Annotated in this window: 21 protein-coding genes; 13 read left to right on the plus strand and 8 right to left on the minus strand. The window is 60.6% G+C overall.

Annotated elements, in window-relative coordinates; genetic code table 11:
- Positions 1 to 128: 128 nt before the first annotated feature.
- The 5 genes from topA (at position 129) to rpmG (ending at position 6,571) form a co-directional block, all read left to right on the plus strand.
- Entirely contained in the window at positions 129 to 2,780 is a 2,652-nt protein-coding gene (gene topA, locus LC298_RS04900) for a type I DNA topoisomerase (RefSeq protein ID WP_131568542.1), read from the plus strand.
- Complete coding sequence (gene rnr / locus LC298_RS04905) at positions 2,773 to 5,106, plus strand: ribonuclease R (protein WP_131568540.1); 2,334 nt, start codon at positions 2,773 to 2,775, stop codon at positions 5,104 to 5,106. The genes topA and rnr overlap by 8 nt, the downstream gene beginning before the upstream one ends.
- Positions 5,103 to 5,534 (plus strand): DUF983 domain-containing protein, encoded by a 432-nt coding sequence (locus LC298_RS04910; protein WP_131568538.1) that lies wholly within the window; start codon positions 5,103 to 5,105, stop codon positions 5,532 to 5,534. The genes rnr and LC298_RS04910 overlap by 4 nt, the downstream gene beginning before the upstream one ends.
- Positions 5,527 to 6,255 carry an NUDIX hydrolase gene (locus LC298_RS04915; protein ID WP_131568536.1) on the plus strand — a complete coding sequence of 243 codons (729 nt, stop codon included), beginning with the start codon at positions 5,527 to 5,529 and terminating at the stop codon, positions 6,253 to 6,255. Before LC298_RS04910 ends, LC298_RS04915 begins: the two co-directional genes overlap by 8 nt.
- A 148-nt stretch (positions 6,256 to 6,403) precedes the next feature.
- The gene (rpmG, locus tag LC298_RS04920; RefSeq protein ID WP_131568534.1) at positions 6,404 to 6,571 is read left to right on the plus strand and encodes a 50S ribosomal protein L33; all 168 of its coding nucleotides are present in this window, start codon (positions 6,404 to 6,406) and stop codon (positions 6,569 to 6,571) included.
- A gap of 82 nt (positions 6,572 to 6,653) precedes the next feature.
- Here rpmG and LC298_RS04925 read toward each other — a convergent pair whose 3' ends face one another.
- From LC298_RS04925 to LC298_RS04940, 4 genes are all read right to left on the minus strand, one after another.
- Complete coding sequence (locus tag LC298_RS04925) at positions 6,654 to 8,918, minus strand: amylo-alpha-1,6-glucosidase (protein ID WP_131568532.1); 2,265 nt, start codon at positions 8,916 to 8,918, stop codon at positions 6,654 to 6,656.
- Between the two features lie 14 nt (positions 8,919 to 8,932).
- The gene (locus LC298_RS04930) at positions 8,933 to 10,111 is read right to left on the minus strand and encodes a glycosyltransferase family 4 protein (protein ID WP_131568530.1); all 1,179 of its coding nucleotides are present in this window, start codon (positions 10,109 to 10,111) and stop codon (positions 8,933 to 8,935) included.
- A 193-nt stretch (positions 10,112 to 10,304) separates the two neighbouring features.
- Positions 10,305 to 11,681 (minus strand): PleD family two-component system response regulator, encoded by a 1,377-nt coding sequence (locus LC298_RS04935; protein WP_131568528.1) that lies wholly within the window; start codon positions 11,679 to 11,681, stop codon positions 10,305 to 10,307.
- A 24-nt stretch (positions 11,682 to 11,705) separates the two neighbouring features.
- Positions 11,706 to 12,062 (minus strand): response regulator, encoded by a 357-nt coding sequence (locus LC298_RS04940; RefSeq protein ID WP_317851175.1) that lies wholly within the window; start codon positions 12,060 to 12,062, stop codon positions 11,706 to 11,708.
- 128 nt (positions 12,063 to 12,190) lie between these two features.
- Between LC298_RS04940 and LC298_RS04945 the strand changes: the two genes are divergently transcribed.
- The 3 genes from LC298_RS04945 (at position 12,191) to LC298_RS04955 (ending at position 14,585) form a co-directional block, all read left to right on the plus strand.
- Positions 12,191 to 12,493 (plus strand): DUF3572 domain-containing protein, encoded by a 303-nt coding sequence (locus LC298_RS04945; protein ID WP_131568524.1) that lies wholly within the window; start codon positions 12,191 to 12,193, stop codon positions 12,491 to 12,493.
- Complete coding sequence (locus LC298_RS04950; protein WP_131568522.1) at positions 12,478 to 13,161, plus strand: hypothetical protein; 684 nt, start codon at positions 12,478 to 12,480, stop codon at positions 13,159 to 13,161. Before LC298_RS04945 ends, LC298_RS04950 begins: the two co-directional genes overlap by 16 nt.
- Before the next feature lie 122 nt (positions 13,162 to 13,283).
- Positions 13,284 to 14,585 (plus strand): DNA polymerase IV, encoded by a 1,302-nt coding sequence (locus LC298_RS04955; protein WP_131568520.1) that lies wholly within the window; start codon positions 13,284 to 13,286, stop codon positions 14,583 to 14,585.
- A gap of 10 nt (positions 14,586 to 14,595) precedes the next feature.
- Here the strand turns inward: LC298_RS04955 and LC298_RS04960 are convergent, their stop codons facing one another.
- The 4 genes from LC298_RS04960 to LC298_RS04975 are packed head-to-tail and all read right to left on the minus strand — an operon-like array spanning position 14,596 to position 18,546.
- Positions 14,596 to 15,339: a maleate cis-trans isomerase family protein gene (locus LC298_RS04960; RefSeq protein ID WP_131568518.1), complete on the minus strand. Its 744-nt coding sequence runs from the start codon at positions 15,337 to 15,339 to the stop codon at positions 14,596 to 14,598.
- Positions 15,336 to 16,493, minus strand: a complete 1,158-nt coding sequence (locus tag LC298_RS04965) for a M24 family metallopeptidase (protein ID WP_131568516.1) — start codon at positions 16,491 to 16,493, stop codon at positions 15,336 to 15,338. The genes LC298_RS04960 and LC298_RS04965 overlap by 4 nt, the downstream gene beginning before the upstream one ends.
- Complete coding sequence (locus LC298_RS04970) at positions 16,490 to 17,566, minus strand: pyridoxal-phosphate dependent enzyme (protein ID WP_131568514.1); 1,077 nt, start codon at positions 17,564 to 17,566, stop codon at positions 16,490 to 16,492. Before LC298_RS04970 ends, LC298_RS04965 begins: the two co-directional genes overlap by 4 nt.
- The gene (locus tag LC298_RS04975; protein WP_131568512.1) at positions 17,563 to 18,546 is read right to left on the minus strand and encodes a LysR family transcriptional regulator; all 984 of its coding nucleotides are present in this window, start codon (positions 18,544 to 18,546) and stop codon (positions 17,563 to 17,565) included. Before LC298_RS04975 ends, LC298_RS04970 begins: the two co-directional genes overlap by 4 nt.
- 118 nt (positions 18,547 to 18,664) lie before the next feature.
- Between LC298_RS04975 and LC298_RS04980 the strand changes: the two genes are divergently transcribed.
- The 5 genes from LC298_RS04980 to LC298_RS05000 all read left to right on the plus strand — a co-directional run bounded on the left by LC298_RS04980 (position 18,665) and on the right by LC298_RS05000 (position 22,409).
- Positions 18,665 to 19,120 (plus strand): cupin domain-containing protein, encoded by a 456-nt coding sequence (locus LC298_RS04980; RefSeq protein ID WP_223385553.1) that lies wholly within the window; start codon positions 18,665 to 18,667, stop codon positions 19,118 to 19,120.
- A gap of 78 nt (positions 19,121 to 19,198) precedes the next feature.
- Positions 19,199 to 19,582, plus strand: a complete 384-nt coding sequence (locus tag LC298_RS04985; protein WP_131568510.1) for a hypothetical protein — start codon at positions 19,199 to 19,201, stop codon at positions 19,580 to 19,582.
- 83 nt (positions 19,583 to 19,665) lie between these two features.
- Positions 19,666 to 20,397, plus strand: a complete 732-nt coding sequence (locus tag LC298_RS04990; RefSeq protein ID WP_131568508.1) for an NYN domain-containing protein — start codon at positions 19,666 to 19,668, stop codon at positions 20,395 to 20,397.
- A 57-nt stretch (positions 20,398 to 20,454) separates the two neighbouring features.
- Complete coding sequence (locus tag LC298_RS04995; RefSeq protein WP_131568506.1) at positions 20,455 to 21,177, plus strand: hypothetical protein; 723 nt, start codon at positions 20,455 to 20,457, stop codon at positions 21,175 to 21,177.
- 875 nt (positions 21,178 to 22,052) lie between these two features.
- The gene (locus LC298_RS05000; protein WP_131568504.1) at positions 22,053 to 22,409 is read left to right on the plus strand and encodes a hypothetical protein; all 357 of its coding nucleotides are present in this window, start codon (positions 22,053 to 22,055) and stop codon (positions 22,407 to 22,409) included.
- The last annotated feature ends 64 nt before the right edge of the window (positions 22,410 to 22,473 follow it).

Here is a 22,473-nt window from a genome sequence, read left to right on the forward strand (position 1 = left end):
CGTGTGATGCGGACGATACGCGCGCATTTGCAAGGTCTGCCTCTTGACCAATCCGTGCCATACCGCCATGTGCGGAGCCTGTGGCGGCTGTCGGCCGCCGATCTTGACCTCTTTTCTAGCAGCAAGTCATGGATGTCGTTGTCGTAGAATCGCCCGCAAAGGCGAAAACCATCAACAAGTATCTCGGGTCCGGCTTCAAGGTTCTGGCCTCCTTCGGTCACGTGCGAGACCTGCCGGCCAAGGACGGTTCGGTTCGGCCGGACGAGGATTTCGCCATGTCTTGGTCAGTCGACACTGCATCCAGCAAGCGTCTGAACGAGATCGCGACAGCGATGAAATCGGCAGACTCGCTGATCCTGGCGACCGACCCGGATCGCGAAGGCGAAGCGATTTCCTGGCATGTGCTGGAAGTGCTCAACAAGAGGAAGGCGCTGAAGGACAAGCCGGTCAAGCGGGTCGTCTTCAACGCCATCACGAAAAAGGCCGTTACCGAAGCGATGGCGCAGCCGCGCGACATCGACACTCCTTTGGTGGACGCCTATCTGGCGCGCCGCGCACTCGACTACCTTGTCGGGTTCACGCTGTCTCCGGTGCTTTGGCGCAAACTTCCCGGTGCGCGGTCTGCAGGCCGCGTGCAATCGGTGGCCCTGCGACTCGTTTGCGACCGCGAAGGCGAGATCGAGCGGTTCACGCCCGAAGAATACTGGCAGATCGCGGCGCATCTGAAGACACGGTCCGGCGAGCCCTTCGTCGCCCGGCTGAACGGTTTCGATGGCAAGCGGATCACTAAAATGGATGTCCGCGACGGCGAGCAGGCTGGCCGCATCAAGTCGATGCTGGAATCGGCATCGTTTCAGGTCGATTCTGTCGAGGCGAAACCGCAGAAACGCAACCCCGCTCCGCCCTTCACCACGTCCACGTTGCAGCAGGCCGCGTCGGCGAAGCTCGGCTTTGCGCCTGCCCGTACCATGCAGGTCGCGCAGCGACTCTATGAGGGCATCGATGTCGGCGGCGAGACCGTCGGCCTGATCACCTACATGCGGACCGACGGCGTTCAGATGGCGACCGAGGCTATCAACGCTGCCCGGGACGCGATCGACAAGGAATTCGGCGCCGATTACGTGCCGGAAAAGCCGCGCTTCTATTCGACCAAGGCGAAGAACGCTCAGGAAGCGCACGAAGCCATTCGCCCAACCGATTTTACCCGTTCACCGTCGAAGGTGCGCGGCGCGCTCGATAGCGACCAGGTGAAGCTCTACGAGCTGATCTGGAAACGGGGCATCGCCAGCCAGATGGCGTCCGCCCAGATCGAGCGGACGACGGTGGAGATCGCCGCAACGGACGGTTCGGCGAGCGCTACGCTGCGGGCCACGGGCTCGGTAATCAAATTCGACGGCTTCATCGCGGCCTACACCGAACACCGCGACGACATGAAGACGGACAGCGATGACGATGACGACGCCAACCGACTGCCGGCGATGCAGAACGGCGAGGAACCGACGCGGGAGAAGATCGAGGCGACCCAGCACTTTACCGAACCACCGCCGCGCTTTTCCGAAGCTTCCCTTATCAAACGGATGGAGGAACTCGGCATCGGCCGGCCGTCCACCTACTCGGCAACGCTGACGACGTTGCGCGACCGCGAATACGTCAGGCTCGACGGCAAGAAACTCATCCCAGAAGCAAAAGGGCGGCTGGTCACTGCATTTCTGGAGGGCTTTTTCGAGCGTTATGTCGAGTACGATTTCACGGCATCGCTGGAAGAAAAGCTCGACGACATTTCCGCCGGAAAACTCGCATGGAAGGATGTACTGCGCGATTTCTGGAAGGAATTCTCGGCCCATGTGGACGAGACCAAGGAACTGCGGATCACCAACGTTCTCGACGCGCTCAACGAACAGCTCGAGCCACTCGTGTTTCCGACGCGGGAGGACGGGTCCGATCCGCGGATCTGTCCCAAATGCGGGACTGGTAATCTCAGCCTGAAGCTCGGTCGCTACGGCTCGTTCGTCGGTTGCTCGAACTATCCGGAATGCGGTTACACGCGCCAACTCGGAGAGGATGGCCCCAAGGGCAAGGAAGCCGAGCTTGCCGATGGGCCCAAGGTGCTCGGCAAGGACCCCTACACGGAGGAGGATATCACGCTTCGATCAGGCCGCTTCGGCCCATACGTTCAGCGTGGCGAGGGCAAGGGAGCCAAGCGTTCGAGCCTCCCCAAGGGCTGGAAGGTCGAGGATATCGATCACGAAAAGGCGTTGGCGCTGCTGTCCCTGCCGCGCGATGTCGGGCCGCACCCCGAGAGCGGCAAGATGATCTCCGCCGGCCTTGGCCGCTACGGGCCCTTCATTCTGCACGACGGAATGTATGCAAATATCGAGAGCATCGAGGACGTCTTCTCGATTGGCCTCAACCGCGCGGTGGCGGTACTGGCCGAAAAGGCCGCCAAGGGGCCGGGACGCGGCCGCGGTGCGGCTGCAGCCGCATTGAAGGAATTGGGTGAGCATCCGGAAGCTGGCGGCCCGGTTACGGTCCGCGACGGCCGCTACGGACCCTATGTCAATCACGGCAAGATCAACGCCACGCTACCAAAAAACACCGAACCGATGTCGATAACGCTGGAAGACGCCGTGCGCCTCATCGCCGAGCGGGCCGCGAAAACCGGCAAGAAGGTCGGCGCAGCGAAGGCGAAAAAGGCAGCGGCGAAAAAGCCGGCTGCCAAGAAAACCACGGCGAAGAAAAAGGCTCCGGCGAAGAAAAAAGCCGCCACCCAAGATGGCTAGACGAAAAGGCGATCCGAAGCCGCAGCCCAAGGAGCGTACGGCAAAGCTGCCGTCGCGCGACGAGATCGTCGGCTTCATCCTCGAAAATCCCGACCGTTCGACCAAGCGCGATGTCGCAAAGGCCTTCAACCTGAAGGGTGAGGACCGGCTCGCACTGAAGCCCCTGTTCAAGGAGTTGGAAGAGGAAGGCGTGTTCCAGCGGCGGGGAAAACGCCTGGTCGCCGCCGGCGCGCTTCCCAAGGTCATGGTACTCACGATCACCGGCCGCGACGCGGACGGCGGCCTGCTCGCCAGACCGCTGGAATGGAACGAGGCCGAAAACGGCCCGCCGCCGCTGATCGCGACACGCGTGCCCCGGCACAACAAGCAACGCCAGGTTTCCGCGGGCGTCGGCGACCGGGTGCTGGCCCGCATCTCGCCGCCGGACAGCGGTGACGGCGTTCATGTCGCGCGGGTGATCAAGAAGCTGGAGGCCCGGCGCACCGGAGTCCTCGGCGTCGTTCGCCGCATGGATGACGGCGGCTACCGGCTGGAGCCGGTGGATCGCAAGCAAAGCGAACTGATTATCGACAAGGACCAACTCGCGGATGCGCGCGTCGGCGATCTCGTGGAGGTCGATGTCACGCGCACCGGGCGGTATGGCCTGCCCCGCGCGACGGTCACCCAACGCATCGGGTCGTTCGCCTCCGAAAAGGCGGTCTCGATGATCGCCATTCACGCCAACGGAATTCCGCACGTCTTCCCCCAGGAAGTTATGACGGAAGCAGAAAAGGCGGAACCGGTTAAGCCCGGCGGCAAGCGCGAGGACTGGCGAAAGCTGCCGCTGATCACGATCGACCCCTCCGATGCAAAGGACCACGACGACGCCGTGCACGCAGAACCCGACCCCGACGTCGGCAATGCCGGCGGGCATGTTCTGACCGTCGCGATCGCCGACGTCGCACATTACGTCAGGCCCGGCTCAGCGCTCGACCGCGAGGCGCTTAAACGCGGCAACTCGGTCTATTTCCCTGACCGGGTGGTGCCAATGCTGCCGGAGCGCATCTCGAACGATTTGTGCTCGCTGCGCGAGGGCGAGGACCGCCCTGCCCTTGCCGTGCGCATGGTCTTTGGCGCGGACGGTCACAAGCGCAGCCACAGCTTCCACCGAATCGTCATGCGCTCGGCGGCAAAGCTCTCCTACAATCAGGCGCAAGCCGCCATAGACGGCGCTCCGGACGACAAGTCGGGCCCGCTACTCGAACCCATCCTCAAGCCACTCTGGGCGGCCTATGCCTGCCTGAAAAAGGGCCGCCATGCGCGCGGGCCGCTTGAACTGGACCTGCCGGAGCGCAAGATCATCCTCAACAGCGAGGGGCTGGTCGACCGCATCACCGTCCCGGATCGGCTGGATGCGCACAAGCTGATCGAAGAATGCATGATCCAGGCGAACGTCGCCGCCGCCGAGACCCTGGAAAGCAAAGAACAGCTACTCGTCTACCGTGTCCATGACTCGCCCTCGATGGCGAAGGAAGAGGCGCTGCGCGAGTTTCTGAAGACCATCGAGATTCCACTCGCGCAAGGCGCGCAACTGCGGCCGTCGGCCTTCAACACCATTCTCGACCGCGTCAAGGATACCGATCACGCCGCGCTGGTGAACGAGGTCATCCTGCGCAGCCAGGCGCAGGCCGAATACGCGCCCGAAAATTACGGCCATTTCGGGCTGAATCTGCTCCGCTACGCCCATTTCACCTCGCCGATCCGACGCTACGCCGATCTGATCGTTCACCGGGCGCTGATCCGCGCACTCGGTCTTGGCGACGGCAAGGACGGCTTGCCGGACATCACGCTTGATCAGCTGCGCGAGATCGCCGGTTCGATATCGATCGCGGAACGGCGGGCGGTCGCCGCAGAACGGCAAACAGTAGACCGGCTAATCGCGCTGCATCTGGCCGACAGCATTGGCCAGTCGTTCGACGGTCGCGTTGCAGGTCTCTCCTCGGCCGGATTGTTCGTGGCCCTGCCCGCATACGGCGCCGACGGTTTTGTGCCCGCCTCGACGCTTGGGGACGAATATTTCCGTCACGATGAGGGTCTACACGCCATGGTCGGCGAGCGCTCGGGTACCGGCTATCGGTTGGGCGATGCCGTAACGATCAAGATCGTCGAAGTGCTGCCCCTCGCCGGCTCGATGCGTTTCGAAATGGAAACCGAGCCGCGCAAGCTTGAAAGTTCCAACCGGTCGTACCACAAGTCCCGCAAGGGCGCCCGCGCCGGACGCGGCGCGATGAAGGGGAAACGGCCCGGACAGAGCCGCGGACGGCCAAAAGCAGGACGCAGACGATGAGCCAAATCATCTATTCAAGCGACGGTCAGACGGCCCGCGCGAAACGGCCGCTTTTTCAGTCGATGCTGCGTGGCTTTTGCGGACGTTGCCCGAATTGCGGTGAAGGAAAACTCTTTGCCCGCTTTGTGAAAGCTGTCCACGAATGCGCGGTCTGCAGTGAGAAAATGCATCATCATCGCGCGGACGACCTTCCAGCCTATCTCAATATCGTCATCGTAGGGCATGTGGTTGTCGGCGCGTTCATGATGGTCGAAGCGGCTGTCGACCTGCCCGGCTGGGCGCATGTCACGATCTGGGGAACGGTTCTGGTCACCATGTCGCTCGCGCTGATGCAGCCGATCAAGGGTGCAGTGATCGGGTTGCAATGGGCAAACCGGATGCACGGCTTCGGCGGCGAAGACAACGACGCTTTCGAGACGCATGGATAAGCAGCCGGACATCAAGATCGGCAGCGCGCCAACAGTCAGACCCAAGAATGCGGCGACGCTTCTGTTGTTGGATCTCGAGGGAGACGTGCCCGCGGTACTGATGGGACGGCGCAGCCGCAAGCTGGCCTTCATGCCGGGGCTTTACGTCTTTCCAGGTGGGCGGACCGACCGTTCTGATCACGCCGCGCCGCGGACGGGAAACCTTCAAGAGAGCGATCTGGTGCGCCTGACCCGCAGTTTCGGCGCGCGGGGAACGCGCAGCAAGGCAGAGGCTATCGCACTGTCCGCAATTCGCGAGACGTGGGAGGAGACCGGTCTCATGATTGCTGCGCCCGACGACTCGCATGGCAGCGTTGCATCCGGGGCGGACTGGACGGCATTCGGTGATGCCGGCGTTGCCCCCGACCTGTCAGCATTGCGTTATGTGGCGCGCGCCATCACGCCGCCCGGCCAGGTTCGCCGCTTCAATACGCGCTTTTTCGCCGCCAAGCGCTCGTCGGTCGCCAATCCCGGCGGCCTCCACACCAACGCCGAGGACGAGATCGAGGACGTGTGCTGGGTGCCGCTCCCCGAAGTCACGGACCTTCCCGTGCACCCGATAACAACGATAATGCTCGAAACCGTCACCAAACGGCTGGCCAGCGACCCGGACCTGACGCGGGATGCCGAAATACCGTGTACATTCTACCGCTACGGACGATTTCACCGGGTGATGGAGTAACGGAAGGGACACGGAGCGGCCGAAGACAAACTCCGTTGGATCGCCGCTTGACTTTTGACGCGCAATCCGTAGGTTCCGGCAAAATTCGCCGACGGTCTTGCGAAGGCCCGGTTACGGCTTGCTTTCTCGAAATTACAGGTACAGGACCATGGCAAAGGCCACGACGATCAAGATCAAATTGCTGTCCACCGCGGACACGGGCTACTTCTACGTCACCAAGAAGAACAGCCGCACGTTCACCGAAAAGATGGTGAAAACCAAATACGATCCGATCGCCAAGAAGCATGTCGAGTTCAAGGAAGCCAAGATCAAGTAAGGCTTCCCTATCGCGATCACGACCAACCGCCGCTCGCAAGACCGGCGGTTTTTTGTTGCCGTCACATGCTCTTCTGCGCGCCTTATTCGATGTCGGTGACGACGCGAATGTTTGGCGGCGCCTCCAGCACCTCGACGCCAGCGGACATCTCGCCGGTCCGGCAAAATTTCAGGGTGACCGGGTGTCCGCGCAGATGGATGTCGGTCAAGGTCAGTTCGTCCACCCCGGGTGGCAGGACAGGGTTCCGGACTGTCACGGTCATCGTCAGGGCGTCCAGCGTCAATCCGAGGCAGGCCTCGAGGCAGAGAAACGCAGCGCCGGCCGCCCAAGCCTGCGGGGAGCAGGCTGACGGATAGGCTACCGGTTGGCCGTAGCTGCTCCGGTCGAAACCGCACCATAGTTCCGGCAACCGGTATTCAGGGAATTCCCGCGCGGCGTGGAACAGCGCCTCCGAAACACGACAGGCTTCGTTGTGAAAACCGTTTCGCGCCAGCCCGGCGGCGATCAGGCTGTTGTCGTGCGGCCATATGCTTCCGTTGTGGTATCCCATCGGATTGAACCGGGCCGCTCCGGCCGCCACCGTGCGCACGCCCCATCCGGTGAAGATGTCGGGTTTCAGCAAGGTCTGCGCAAGAACTTTGTTGCGGTGAGGCAACGCTGCGCCGGCGAAGAGGACGTGTCCCGCATTCGAGGTGTTCACCCGAATTGGCTTCTTCTTTCCGTCTAGGCCGATACAGTAGCTGCAAAGTTCATCGTCCCAGAACGCCGAATCGATGCGTTCCCGCAGATCATCGGCCCTAGCGCGAAGCGCGGTGCCCCTTTTCGGATTCTTCAGGGCCTCCGCGATATCCGCGCCGGCCCGCAGCGCGGCATACAGATAAGCCTGGACCTCGATCAATGCGATTGCGCCTTCGCCAAGCGTGCCATCCGCATGGAAAATCGAATCTTCCGAGTCTTTCCAACCCTGGTTGCGGAGCCCGCTTTCGGAGGCCCGCTCGTACTCGACGAATCCGTCACCATCCCGGTCGCCATAGTTGTGCGCCCATTCGAGCGCTGCATCGATGGCGGGCGCCAGCCGCCGTATCAACTCGATATCGGCAGTGCGGCGGTAGTAGGCTCCAGCGAGAACGACGAAGAGCAGCGTCTGGTCAATTCCGCCGTAATAGCGCTCGAAGGGAACCTCGCCGGTGCGCGCCATCGCGCCCCCCCGTGTTTCATGAAGGATCTTTCCGGGTTCGGAATCGCGGAAGACCGACATTTCCTTCGCTTGGCTCTCAGCCAGAAATGCGAGCACACCTGCGGCTAGCGTTGAATCGATCCAAAGCGTCTGCAACGCGGCGATCAGTCCATCACGTCCAAACGGAACGGAGAACCACGGCACACCGGCGTGAGGATAGGGGCCGGTCGGCAATTCCGCTGTCAACATCGTCAGGTCCGAGGCCGAGCGCCAAAGCCAGGCGTCGAATTCAGGCCGGTCGGAGGAAATTTCCCGCATTCGGGTGGCTCGATCCGCAAATCGGGCGCGCGCACCGGCGAGCGCAGTCGCTCTTTCCCGGGGCGGTCGATCAAGGTCGCAGGAGCCATGGCACGCAACGTCGTCATGCTGCTCCGAAGCTTCCCTTTCCTCGCAGGCCCGCACGATGCATTGCAGCGCAGCGGACCCGCCGGGAGGTAACCGTACGTCGAAATGAGCGCGGCTCCCCATCATTTTAACGGGGCGATCAAAGGAAATATCCGTAGTCAGACAGTGCCCGTCGGTGGTCTCATAGGAAAAAACCACCCCGTTCTCATGGCGCTCTGGTGGCAGGTTCGTGCCGAATATTCTCCGCCGCGTGCCACGTATCTCGAAGATGTCGCGAAAGTCGGAGTAGCAATCCAGGACCACGTCCAGATCGGCCTCGACCGTTCCGTAATTCGCGATCTCCACGCGCTCGTACATGGCGTCGCTGAGGAAGCGTTCCCGGCTGATATGGATTTCATAGGGCTTGATCTCGCGTCCGCGGGTGTCAATCAAGCGGGCATTGGCAAGGTCGCAACGAAGCAAAACGCCATCGTCGTCCCCGCTCACGGCCATGGGCACGAGAGAAGTGTCGTTTATGCTGAGTACGAACCGCGAGAGCACGCGCGTGTCGCGAAAGAAGAGGCCATCCTTCGAATAGAGTTCGGCGCGGCCGCCGAGGGGCCCGTTCATGTCCCCATTCGTTGCGAACACGGCGAACAGGTCACCGTCTTTCAGCACCTCAAATTCGCCCCGTGTATCCGGACCGAACTCGTTGGGTGCAAACGCCTGCTCCGCGAGATCGTCTTGCGGATTATCGAAGCTCTCCTCGGAGAGCCCTCTCGTCATCTGTTCTATTTCGCTCAATTCTCAACTGATCGCTTCGGGTCCGCCGGCTTCTCGATGGACGTCTGCCTCCGGGTGGTTGCAAGAGACGCCGTAATCGCCGCCATGCCCTTTTCCACTTTGCGTACGTTAGGCGTCAAGTATCGCGGCAATGCCGACCGCTCCGAGCGCGCCAACTTGCGGTACACCCTGACGTAGTCGTCTTTCATTCTTTCATCGGAAAATCGGGTCTCGAAACGTGAGCGAATACGCGCCCGGTCCAGCGAACAGCAGGAGGGAACCGCCGCTGCAGCCTCATCCGCGCTATTCACGATCCGACCTGTCACTCCATCCTCCAGCACCTCGGGGACTGCACCGTGACGGAAGGCGATCACAGGTGTTCCGCAGGCCATCGCTTCGATCATGACGAGCCCGAACGGTTCTGGCCAGGAAATAGGAAACAGAAGAGCATCCGCACCGCTGAGGAAGGCCGATTTCTCCGCATCGTTGATCTCGCCGACATACTCGATCCGGTCGCCATCAATCCGAGGCAGGACCTCCTCATGCCAGTACTGTTGGTCGAAACGATTGACACGCGCGGCAATCTTCAATTTCCGACCGGAACGCAGCGCGATTTCGATGGCTTCCAGAATCCCTTTCTCGGGACTGATCCGTCCCAGAAAAGCCAAATACCCCTCGCCGTTATTCGTGCGCGGGATCGCCCGGTACTGGTCGAGCGCATAACCATGGTGGATCGTCGCCTGCCAGTTGAGCCATGGCAGCGGCTCGCGCTGTCTGTCCGAAATAGAGACGACCGGAAAATTACGATAGGCGCGATAGAAGGCAGGGAGGCCGATCAGATCAAGCCGTCCGTGAAACGTGGTCAGGCATTTGTGCGAGATCGAATTGAAGAGCGGAAACTGCAACGTATCCATGTGGAAATGTATGATATCAAATTCCGCCTCGCGTTCGCGGACCTGACGCAGCATGGTGAGTTGCTCAGCGATCGGATCGGCCAACCGGTTGTCAGTCAGGAGCGGCCGGTCACGACACGCCACGAGTTTCGCATCCACCTGGCTTCCCGCTGTCGCAAAGACCGTTACGTCATGGGAGTCCCAGGTCAACGAATTCGCGAGCGACCCGACCGCCCTTTCTGTGCCCCCGTAACCTCTGGGTGGAACATCTTCCATAAGCGGGGTGACGAGCGCGATGCGCATGATGCGGTACTCCCTCTCTCACGTGAGCGCGTGGTGGCGTGACAGCGAGACGGTTTCCGGGCACAGAGCCCATGTCCGGCCTCCTGTGCCATATCAATACACGTGAAAGATGTTGGTTCCTTGACGCCAGTCAATTACATGACGATTTTTGACGTAGAAATATTTGCGCCAAATAAAGTCTGGAAAAACCCACTCAAGCCGCCTTGCTTACAACCCGGTTGCGACCGGCGGATTTCGCCTCGTAAAGCGCCTCGTCGGCGCGTTTGAGCAACGTCTTTCCATCTTGGCCTTGGGCGTGACGCAGACTCGTTACCCCGACGCTTATGGTCAAATCGATCATCTGCTCGCCATTGCCGATGCGAAATCTGTCCGCCTCGATCTGCGTACGCAGGCGTTCGGCGACTTCCTCGGCCACGTCGGGCGGCGTGTCGGGCATGACGATGACGAATTCCTCGCCGCCATACCGGCAGGCGAGGTCCATTCCGCGCACGTTGATGCGCAGCCGCCGCGCAAATTCGCGCAGCACGTCGTCGCCGGCGTCATGGCCGTGGGCGTCGTTGATCGCCTTGAAGCGGTCAAGATCGGTGATGAGCAGCGAAAGCTGTTTCCCGCGGCTCTCCGCGCGCGCGACCAGAGTCTCGAGATGGGTGTCGAGATACCGGCGGTTATGCAGCCCCGTCAGACCATCGGTCACAGCCATTTCGATGGACGCGGCGACGTCGTCACGCAGGCCGTCGTGGTAACGCTTGCGGCGCACCTGCGTGCGCAACCGGGCGATGAGTTCATTCGGGTCGACAGGCCGGACAATGTAGTCGTTGACGCCCAGATCGAGCGCCCGACCGATCAACGTCTCGTCCTCGGCGTCGGCGACGAGGATGATCGGCGCAAAGCGGGTGCGGTCCAGCGAGCGCAATTGCGAGCAGACGCGCAGCGAATCGAAATTTGCGAATTTCGCGGCCACGAAGATGCAATCATAATTACCTTCTGCCGCCTGCAGAACGCCCTTCTGCGGAGCGTCTGCATGGCTAAGCGCGACGTGACTCCGGAGGGTCGTGGCGAGCTTATCGAACGACGCCTTGCGATCGTCGATGACAAGCACCTGCGGCCGGTCGAACGCGTTTTCGCCGCCCGACCTGAATAATTCCTCCAAGCCGATATCGCGCGCCGTGACGGCGCGGAGACGTAGCTCGTCCGTCAACATCTTCAGGCGCAAGAGGCTGCGCACCCTCGTCAACAATTGCATCTCGTTGACCGGCTTGGTCAGGAAATCGTCGGCGCCCGCCTCGAGACCGCGCACCCGGTCGGCCATCTCGTCCAGCGCGGTAACAATGACCACCGGAATGTGGCTCGTTGCGGCATTGGCCTTGAGCCGCGCGCAAACCTCAAAGCCATCGATTCCCGGCATCATGATGTCCAAAAGAACGAGATCGACCGATGTCTCGGCGCACCGGTCAAGCGCCTGCTGGCCATTTTCGGCCGTCAGAACGTCGAAATACTCAGCCGTGAGGCGGGTTTGCAGCAGACTGCGATTCGCCTCGATGTCGTCGACGACCAATATGCGCGCGGTCATGGGATGGCGTCCCGTTTCACGAGTTTATGCATCGCCAAGGTAAGAGCGAATGGTTTCTATAAATTTAGGAACCGAGATCGGTTTCGACATGTACCCCTCACATCCACCTTGGCGGATTCGTTCCTCATCGCCCTTCATGGCAAAGGCGGTTACGGCGATGACCGGAATTGCGTGCAATTCGTCGTCTTCTTTCAGCCATTTGGTGATTTCTAGCCCCGACACCTCAGGCAATTGGATGTCCATGAGAATGAGATCAGGGCGGTGCGCACGCGCCAAATCAAGCGCCTCTAGCCCGTTTCGGGTACGCACCGTCTCGTAACCGCTTGCCTCGATGAGATCGCGAAAGAGCTTCATGTTGAGCTCGTTGTCTTCCACGATCATCACGGTCTTCGCCATCTGTCTTTCCTCACCAGCGGTTGCGGTCCGCGCAGGTCGTTCTGCCCTGCCCTGTCGAATCTGCCAACATCCATCGCTATAACGTCATTTCCTTGCCAAAGAGAGAACAAGCCATGTCCCCGCGCAACACCCCAGACGAAACGGCACCAGACGCGGTTGCGGTCGCCGCCCTGGGATGGATTGCCAAAAGCCCGGACATGCTCGGCCGGTTTCTGGCCCTGACAGGAATCGAGGCCGCGCAGATACGCGAAGCGGCCAGCGAACCAGGCTTTCTTGCCGGCGTGCTGGATTTCGTGCTCGCCCACGAACCCACCCTGACCGCATTTTGCGAGGACAGTGGCATAGCGCCTGCACAGGTTCAGAAAGCGCGGCGCAGCCTCGGCTCCGGCGACGAAGATGCGTGGCTTTTGACATGACGGCGGAAGAGATTCGGCGCATCGAAGCGCTAGCGCGATCGAAATCGCCGCTGATCGTCTGCGACGTCGACGAGGTGGTCCTTGAGTTCGTCGCGCCGTTCATTCGCTTTCTTGAAAGCCGCGAACACGAATTCCGCAGCGATTCATTTCACCTCACCGGCAATATTTATGTTAAAAACACCGGTCATCCCGTTGAAAAAAAGAATATTTCTCGATTTCTGAACGACTTTTTCGCCGAGCATGACGGCTGGCAAACCCCTGTCTCGGAGGCCCGCGCAAGCTTGCAGTCCCTAGAAGCCGAACATGGCGCCGAGGTCGTTTTCCTGACGGCAATGCCCCCGCGCCATCACGCCCGTCGCCGCGGACTTCTCGATGCGCACGGCCTTACCCAGCCGATGATCGCCACCGAAGACGCCAAGGGCCAGGCTCTTGCTGTCCTGCTTCAAACCCACCCGGATCGGCCGGTCGCCTTTCTTGACGATTTGCCTGCAAATCATCTCAGCATTCTAGAGGCTGCTCCCGCCACGCTGGCGCTCCACATGATGGCATATGAGCCGCTGCGGCGGCATTTGCCGCCCCTGCCTGATGGCGTGAAGTCGGTGAAAGACTGGCCGCAGGCCAGAACTGAGATTTCGACCTTTCTGGCGAACACCGCCGGACTGCGCTAATCCAAACCTGCAAGCTGCTCACCCGTTGCCGATTACGCCTCATCTTGTTGATGATCGTGGTGGCATCGTTTCGGCGAATATCCGTTCGTGCTATGTTCCCGCTCCAACCACCGCAGGTCAAAATGGCCGAAACAACCGGATTTTGCCGAGACTGCATGACACCGGCAACAGCGGGCGAGCGCCGCTGCCTGCAATGCGGAAGTCCGCGTCTGGTGCGCCACGCCGAACTTGAAGCGCTCCCAATCGCGCATATCGATTGCGACGCCTTCTATGCGTCAGTCGAGAAGCGGGACAATCCTGACCTTCGCGACAGGCCGGTGATCGTGGGCGGCGGCAGACGCGGCGTTGTCTCGACCTGCTGTTACATCGCGCGGATCAACGGCGTGCGCTCGGCAATGCCGATGTTCAAGGCGCTGAAGGCGTGCCCCGAGGCAGTGGTCGTGAAGCCGGAAATGGAGAAATACGCACGGGTGGGGCGCGAGGTGCGCGACATGATGCGAGCGCTGACGCCGCTCGTAGAACCGCTGTCGATCGACGAGGCGTTTCTCGATCTGACCGGAACGGAAAGACTGCACAAGGACACCCCGGCGCGCGTACTCGCGCGCTTCGCCACGGCCGTCGAGCGCGAGATCGGCATCACCGTTTCGGTGGGGCTTTCCTACTGCAAGTTCCTCGCCAAGGTGGCCTCGGACTTCGAAAAGCCTCGCGGCTTCTCGGTCATCGGCAGGGCCGAAGCGCTAACCTTCCTCCGTGACCAGCCTGTCACCCTGATCTGGGGGGTGGGCAAGGCATTCGCGGCAACTCTCGAAAGCGACGGAATCCGCACGATCGGACAGTTGCAGCAGATGGATGAAAACACCCTGATGCGACGGTATGGCATGATGGGAAAGCGCCTTTTCCGGTTGTCGCGCGGCGAAGATGAGCGCGCCGTGCATATCGACCACGAGGCCAAAAGCGTGTCCGCGGAGACGACCTTCAATCACGACTACGGCACGGCCGCCGAATTGTTGCCTATCCTGCGGACGCTTTCGGAAAAGGTGGCCAACCGGCTCAAGGCGTCGGACACCGCTGGCCGCACGGTCGTTCTCAAGCTGAAAGACACGGAATTCCGCATCCGGACGCGCAACCGGCAGTTGCCGGACCGGACGCAACTTGCCGACAGGATCTTCCGGGTGGCGGCGCCGATGCTCGATCACGAACTGGACGGCACGAAATACCGGCTTCTGGGCGTCGGGGTGTCCGACCTGGCCAGCGATGCGATGGCCGATCCGATGGACCTTGTCGACACCGGCGCGACACGCCGGGCAAAGGCCGAGGAAGCAATGGACGCCGTGCGCGCGAAGTTCGGGACCAAGGCGCTCGAGACCGGCTATACGTTCGGCACCGGCAGCCGCGGAAAGCCGCAACGCGATCAGGAAAACTGACGACAAGCGCTCATACGCGAAACAGCCGCCCGGGACCGTTCGACGGCAGGGCCAACCCGGCCAGCGAAAACATGTGCCAGGCGAGCGCCTGGTTGCTGGTGATCAAGGGTTTTCCGATCGCTGCTTCGGCTTCGGAAATCAGCCCGAACGTGCGCAGATTCGTGCACGATGCAAACACCGCGTCCACCTGACCCCTGGCGTCGATCTCGCGGATGGCATCGATAACGGACGCGCGCGATATCCGGGCGACAGCTCGGTCGCTCTCCTGCTCGAAAGAACCAAACGCGGTGACCTCCAGCCCATGTCCCTCCAGCAATTCCCGCATTGCGCGCGACACTGGCGGAAGATACGGCGTGAGGAAGCCGAGCCTGCGCGCTCCAAGTTTCTCGCAGGCTGCTAGGACAGCGGCGACAGGGTTGGTCACTTTTGCGTCCGGTTTGATTGAGTGGATGGCGGCCTCAACCTCCGCGCTACCGATCATCGTCGCGCCGGACGTGCATCCATACGCGATCACGTCGAATGGCGTTTCGGACGGGAAGAGCGCGACGGCGGACGGCAGATCCCGTCTCATCTGCCGCAAGGTCTCGGGGTTAACCGCGTCGGCAAAAGGAATGCGGGTGTGGTGGAGCGCAGCGCCGTCCGCGGCGAACAGCGGCGAAAGCTCCCGCTCCAGCGTCTCGTCGCTTTGCAGCACGACGACGCCGAAAACGCCGTTCGGCGCGGCCTCCCGGTCGAGGTGATAGCCAAGTTTCATGACGCCGCCCCAATGACGGGCAGCTCCGCGGGCGCACGCCATGACAGCAGTTCCGGCGCACCATCGCGAATGACGATATTTTCCTCCTGCACCATCATGCGTCCCTCCGCGACCTCAATGCCCGGCTCGAGCGTTATGACCATCCCGGCCGCCAGGATCGTATCATCGAAGGGCGCGAGCGAGGGCGGCTCGGTCAACTGCATGCCGAGACCGTGCCCGAAACGTCCGACCCCTGCCGTATCGGAGCCGCCGGCGCCGATCTCGCCGGCCATGACCCGGAACAATTCGCTGCATCGAACTCCCGGCCGGGCAATCGCCAGCGCCGCATCCGTGGCACGAGACAGAGTGCTGTAGGCCTTGCGGCTGGCCACCGGAGCGTGGCCAATGGCAAAATTCCGGTCGAAATCGCAATAATATCCCCCAAGCGTCGCGCCGGTGTCGAGCATAAGGATGTCTCCGTCCATGAGCGGCCTTTCGGTAGGCGGGGAGATCACGCCGGAATATCCTCCCTGTCCGGCGCCACCAACGAGATAGGGCACGTCGTCTGCGCCATTCTCCAGCAGCGAAATCCTGAAGGAGCGAAACACCTCCTTCAGGGACTGCCCCGCGGAGAAGAGCGCGGGCGCGGCCTCGAAAGATCGCGAGGCGATGGCGCAGATGGACTTTATCTTCGCGATCTCGTCGGGCGACTTCACCATGCGCAGCTTCTGCACCATCGCCGTGACATCGACGAATTCACATGCCGACAATCGGCGACGGAGGGCCTCGAAATCGGCAAGCGGCATGCGTAGCGACGTTTCGCGGCCCATCATCGCGCCGACCCGCGGATAACCGGTCAGCAACGAAGCGAGCAGGGAGTTGCCGTCGTCGACGGGATCGGGCGAATTCCACGTGCGGATGTCATCGATCCATGTCTCGTGCATCAGCGCTGCGCCGATTTCGGGGATCACCGCGATCGGCTTTCCCCGTTTTGGAACGATGAGAAACCACGGCCTAGTGGGGCTGAGCCAAAACAGCGTGCGGAAGCCGGAAAAGTAGTGCACTTCCGCTTCGGAGGTGAAGAACAGCGCGTCCACCCGTGCGGCATGCATCGCTGCCTGTACGCGCTCCAACCGCTCCTCGTATTCAACCTGCGGAAAGTCGGGCGTCGTCACCCTTCAGCGCCCTCGGTCACATAGGCGAGCACATGCGAGCGTTCGTCGAGCCCGATCGCGTCTGCCTCACCCATATGATGCAGCCCTGCAAGCCCCCCTGCCCCGGAAGGCGATGTGACCAGTCCATGGCGGGCCAGCAGTGCCACCGTTTCGCAGGCGGCATCGTCACTTACGGTCATGAAGGCGTCGGCCTCCCGGGCAAGACAGGCGAGCGCAAGATGCGACGGTTCCTTGCAGTCGAGACGGCCCATGTTCGACTCTGGACCTCTTGCACGCACCGGCTTGCAGGCCCGAATACTCTCCAGCAAGGCCGCCGCTCGATCCGGTTCGACGACGACAATTTTCGGTGCATCGCCCCACAGCGCCCGAGCGGCCACAGTGCAGGCGGCGGCCAGCCCGCCGACCCCCGCCTGAAGGAAGACATGCGTCGGAGGCTGAGCGATCTGTTCGCCGGCCTCGGCTGCCATGACGAGATAGCCTTCCATCACGTCTCTCGCCGGGTCGACATAGTCCGGCCATGAGCTGTCCGAGAGCAGATATCCTTCCTGTTTTTCGGCAAAAGCTTGGGCAGCCGCCATGCCTGCTTCGTAGCCGGCACCCTCGCGCACGACCCGCGCGCCTTTCTCGCGGAGCCGGTCTGCAAACCCTTCGGGAACGGTTTCCGCAAGAAAGACCACCGCCGAGGCACCGAACAAGCGCGCTCCGGCGGCGACCGAAAGTCCGTGATTGCCGGCACTGGCGCAAACGAACGTGACCCCCTTCAGGGCATTCTCGATGTTCTCCACCGACCCGCCGTTCTTATCGAATGCCAACTTGGCGATCGCATAGGCTGCTCCGAGCGCCTTGAAGCTGCCGAGCCCCATCCGGCCGCGCTCGTCCTTGACGGAAAGGCCGGCGACGCCGAGATCGCGCGCAAGAACATCCATGGATATCAGCGGCGTTGCATGGGCGGCTGGGCATCGGGCAAACAGGCGCCTTGCCGCCGCGTTATCGTTCGACACAGGCTTCCTGTCCCACTCGCGGAGTGTCGCGAGCCCGCAGCCCCTGTGAGGATTGAGGAGGAAATCGGTCATTCTGCCGCGCGACCCGCCCCGTGTGGCGGCGCGACGTCGCCGAATACCGGATCATCGTCGAGCATCAGCGCCAGTTCCACCTGCCGCCGGAGCCACCTGTTGGCGGGATCGCGATCCACGCGCCTGTGCCAATACATACTGACGCCGATGACAGGAGGATCGAAGGGGGGAAGATACAGTTCGATATCGAGTGACTGTGCCGCCTGACGGGCGAAATGCACCGGCAGATTGCCGAGCAGGTCGCTCGATTCGGTAGCCAGGGCGACAGCCTGAAAATGCGGTACCGTCATGGCCACGCGGCGATGGAGCCCCCGCTCCTTCAACTCCAGGTCGATCGTTCCCGTCTTGCCGCCGTCCATGGACATCAGTACTTGGGGTATCGCGCAGAAGATATCGGGCGGAACCCGTTCGCCGGGCGCGATGCCACGTGCTGCAAGGACGGGATGTCCTTTGCGGGCAACACAATGGATATACGACGAGAACAGGGTGTCTCGAACGATCCACTCCGGAGCGTCGAGGTTGCGGTCGACCGCGAGGTCTATCTTCCCTTCGACCAGCAGCGGAATGACGCTCGACGACGGGTAATCCAGCATCTGGATGGTTGCCGCCGGAGCCTCGCGCGTCAGGCGCATCGCCAGGCGCGGCATCAGAAGCGTCGAGAAATAATCGGAACCGAGAATGACAAAGTCCCGCTCCGAAGTGGCCGGATCGAACGCCGATGCTGAGCAAAGCGCAGCCTCGATCTGTCTCAGGGCGTTTCGGACCGGGTCCTGCAATTCGACCGCGCGAGACGTCGGCACCATCCTGTTGCCCTCGCGAACGAACAATTCGTCACCAACCAGATGACGCAGCCTGCCGAGGGCGGAGCTCACGGCGGGCTGGCTGAGGCCGATGCGTTCACCCGCACGCACTGTCGAAAGTTCCATCATCATCGCGTCGAATACCCGAAGGAGATTGAGATCGACGGAACTCCAATTCATCGCGTGAATATCCCCGATACGATCATTCGATTTCCGCCCCTTCGCGTTATCGCCTAACGTCAGGAAAGCGCTGCAGCGTCCGAAAGTCCAGAAGCAACCTCGATTGCAGGAGAACGACATGACGACGATTGTCCAGGAAAAGAAGAAGACGCGCGCGGTCTCGTGGATGGGGACCGATTACACGATCACCGTGAGCAAGGGCGACAGTGCCGGGCTGATCGGCGTGTTCGAGGGTCGGGTGCCGGCCGGCGACGGGCCCCCCGTCCATATTCATCACAACGAGGACGAGGTCATCCACGTCATCGAGGGCGATTACGAATTTTGGCTCGACGGCAAGACCGAACGGGCCGGACCCGGCCGGTCCGTCTTCCTTCCGAGGGGAGTGCCCCATACCTTCAGGGTGGTTGGCGACCGGCCGGGACGCAATCTGGCGATCCTGACGCCGGGTGGGTTCGAGGAGTTTTTCATCAAGGCGGCGGAGCAAGACCTCACTATCCCCGAGGACATGGCTGCGGTGGTCGAACTGGCCGGTCTCTACGGACTGGAATTCGTGGGACCCGCCGACTGGGCCTGACGCCCGCCAGGCCGGCATCCTGCCCGGATGCCGGCGACCGTCTTAATGCCAATGCCCACGGGGAAGGAAGGGGAAGTCATGCATGGAATAGCATTCAGGTTCTTCATATCGGCGGCGCTGTACGTGCTCATCGGCATGGCGCTCCGCATCTATATGGCTGCGTCGGGCGATCACGCGATGACGCCGGTGCACGCCCATCTCAATCTCGTCGGCTGGGCGTCGATGGGTCTGTTCGGCCTCTATTATCACAACGTACCCGGTGCCGCGCAGACGCGCCTCGCCAACTTTCATTTCTGGGTGTCGAGCATCGGCCTCTGGATGATGGTGCCGGGGATCGCGCTTGCCATTACCGGAGGACCGGAGGGACTGGCGGCCGGCTCCTCCTTTGTCGTGATCGCCGGCATGCTGCTGTTCGTCTTCATCGTCTGGCGGAGCCGCGGCGCGGTAAGCGAACTCGCCTGAATGCGCAATCGAAGATAGGGTGACCATGGAATCAGCGACGCGGGCCTACTCTTTGCCCGCGCGCCTCCATGGAAAGGTAGCCCATGCCGGAAGACCGCGCGCCGCGACTGGCCGTCCTGATCGACGCCGACAACATTTCCGCCAAAATCGTGGATGGCCTGTTCGAGGAGATCGCCAAGATCGGCGAAGCCAGCGTGCGGCGCATCTATGGCGACTTCTCCAGCTCGCGCATGAAAGGCTGGGAGAACGTGCTTGCCAGCCATGCGATCGTACCGCAGCAGCAATTCGCTTACACGAAGGGCAAGAACGCCTCGGACATCACGCTCGTGATCGACGCGATGGACCTGTTGCACAGCGGCCGCTTCGACGGCTTCTGCCTTGTTTCCTCCGACAGTGACTTCACCCGCCTTGCCTCGCGCATTCGCGAACAGGGGTTCGACGTGTACGGATTCGGCGACCAGAAGACGCCCGAAAGCCTGCGCCAGGCGTGCCGCCGCTTCATCTATACCGAGAACCTGCTGCCGGAAGCCGTCGCTCAAAGCTCCGGGACGTCGGCCAAACGCGAGCCGCCCAGCAAGGCGACGCCGATCATCCTGAAAGCCATGGAACAGATCGACAGCGAGGACGGCTGGATGCCGCTCAGTGCCGTCGGAAAGCAGCTGGCGAACCTGTCGTCCGATTTCGATCCGCGCACATTCGGCTTCCGCAAACTCTCCGATCTGGTGCGCAAGACCGGCGGCTTCGAGATCGAAGATCCGGAGGGCGGCGCGATCAGGATCCGGAAGAAGCCGGCCGGCGCAAAAGGCAGGCACTAAAACAGCGAGTGTCGCTGGCAGAACAATGCAATTGCAAGCAGAAACTTAGGTTAAAATATGTGCGCAAGTTTGAGATTATTAACCTCTGTATTTTTGCTGACTCTTACGAATGCTCCCCAGGCTGAGGCTGAAGTACACTCTTCCCCAAGCTGCCTGCAATGGAAAGCGGATAGCGGTCTGCTTGGCTCTATCGGAATCAAGCTTGGAGACAATATTGAAGTCCTGAATTTTAGATATGAAAGAAGGAAGTCAGACTTTCAGAGAGCATATGATGGAGCGACTGTCGATTTGTATAAAAGTGTAGGCGTTACAGGAACTCCTCCTGGCGTATTATTTGAAACAATTCGATGCACGAATGGCGATAGAATAGTAATCGGTATTCGAAGTGGTACGGTAACAGTTGGAAATACTCCTAATATAAAAAATTGGCGCCGCCTAGCCATCGAGGAATTGCGTAGTGTAACTAAAAGCAATGTACATATTACCAGTGACGATATTTCTATAAATTTAATATATTTAAAAGCAGCAATGGATGCGCGTTGCTCCGGCTTCCCAAGCCACGCGTTATATCTTATACGAGGGTGCAGAAAGCAATTTAAAGACGATAATTATTGTTCAATTGCTTCACAAAATCGGCCCTGGAGTGATCCGATGAGTAATCCATGGCTTAACCCCGAGGTCACGCTTGAGGTGATTTCCCTATGGTATGCCTATGCGGACCGAAACCAGCTTGCCGATGCAGAGCTGTTGCTGCGGTCTATGGACATGGAGGCTTCTTGACGCCGATCGGTGGGAAAATCCGGTGGTACCGGGGATCATGATCACGCCCCCCCCCTTCCTCCTTGATCACGATCAGGCTGACCGGGCTGTCGCCGTAGCGCCAAGTGCCGATCCATCCAGGGAGTTGGGTCTAACTATGCAGGATTGGCGCAGCGGGCGAAATGAGAGAAATTCACAAATTGCAGTTCTGAGTAGAGATTTAAATTAGATTACATAAAAGAGGTCCGATCTCATGACGTTAGAAAATTTAGCATAGCAGTATATGTGGAACGTATTATTATTTATAATCGCGCTTGCAGTGCATATAGATGCGCCATTATATAAGAATTTCACGAGGCTTTCTCATGACGAATACATACGAATTGTAGTTCAAGACGAAGTCGAAAGGAGCGGCTACGGACTGGTCACAAGCGCTCGCTCTCCCCAAGAATTTCTCGAAATGTATCCGGATTGCTGCAACTTCATTCGTTATGGAAACTCAATCTGGGAGCGTATAATTGGCGTTTCTGTTTCCGTGGTAGAGATGAAATACGAAAACCTGATCGCGACATTTTCCATGGGCCGTTGCGGTGTTATCCTCGACAGAATTTCGATAGAGACGGACTATAACAGAGGGCAATCGAACCGTGCCCGACGCGGATAAATGACCCGAACCGTCGAAATGCGCCACTATTGTCTTTCCGCGGCGGCTATACGCCCCTTGAGGGCAGTCACATGAAGTCCTGATCAATCTTGTGCTCCTCATTGCCGGCATTGCCTTGATTTACGTTCACCGGCGGCGCCCTTCGAGGATCATTGCCGCCCTTTTCACACTGATCGTGATAAGTGCGATCGTCTACAACGGCATCCGGAACATCGCTCCGAGAGTGGTAGACATGGCGTTTCTGGAACAAGTGGCTCGGGTAGCGTCTGAACTTGAAGGCTACGATTTCGATGCTGCCAGCTTCGTTCCCGTGAAGGTGCGACCGCGGTCGTTTAAGCAAAGGGACGGCGACTTCGATGAAGTGATCAACATCACCGTCCCGCATCCCTGGAACGAAGTTTGGGGCTTTACAGTGTGGATGCAGTGGTTATCGAAGGACAAGCAAGTGGTATCCGTGCTCGCAATGACAGAGGCAAGCGAGTCACGCCTCTTTTCCGGCTTTACAGGGGGACCCGATACGGTGGGCCGCGGAGTGAAGTTCATGTCTGAATCCGCGCTTGAGGAGGATAGAAACGATGGTCAACAATAGCACGCTCAAAACGGCGCACAGATACCGATCGCAAAATCGCGATCGGCCTAAAGGCGTTCTTTCG

This window comes from Oricola cellulosilytica, from assembly GCF_019966575.1.
GTDB lineage: Bacteria > Pseudomonadota > Alphaproteobacteria > Rhizobiales > Rhizobiaceae > Oricola > Oricola cellulosilytica.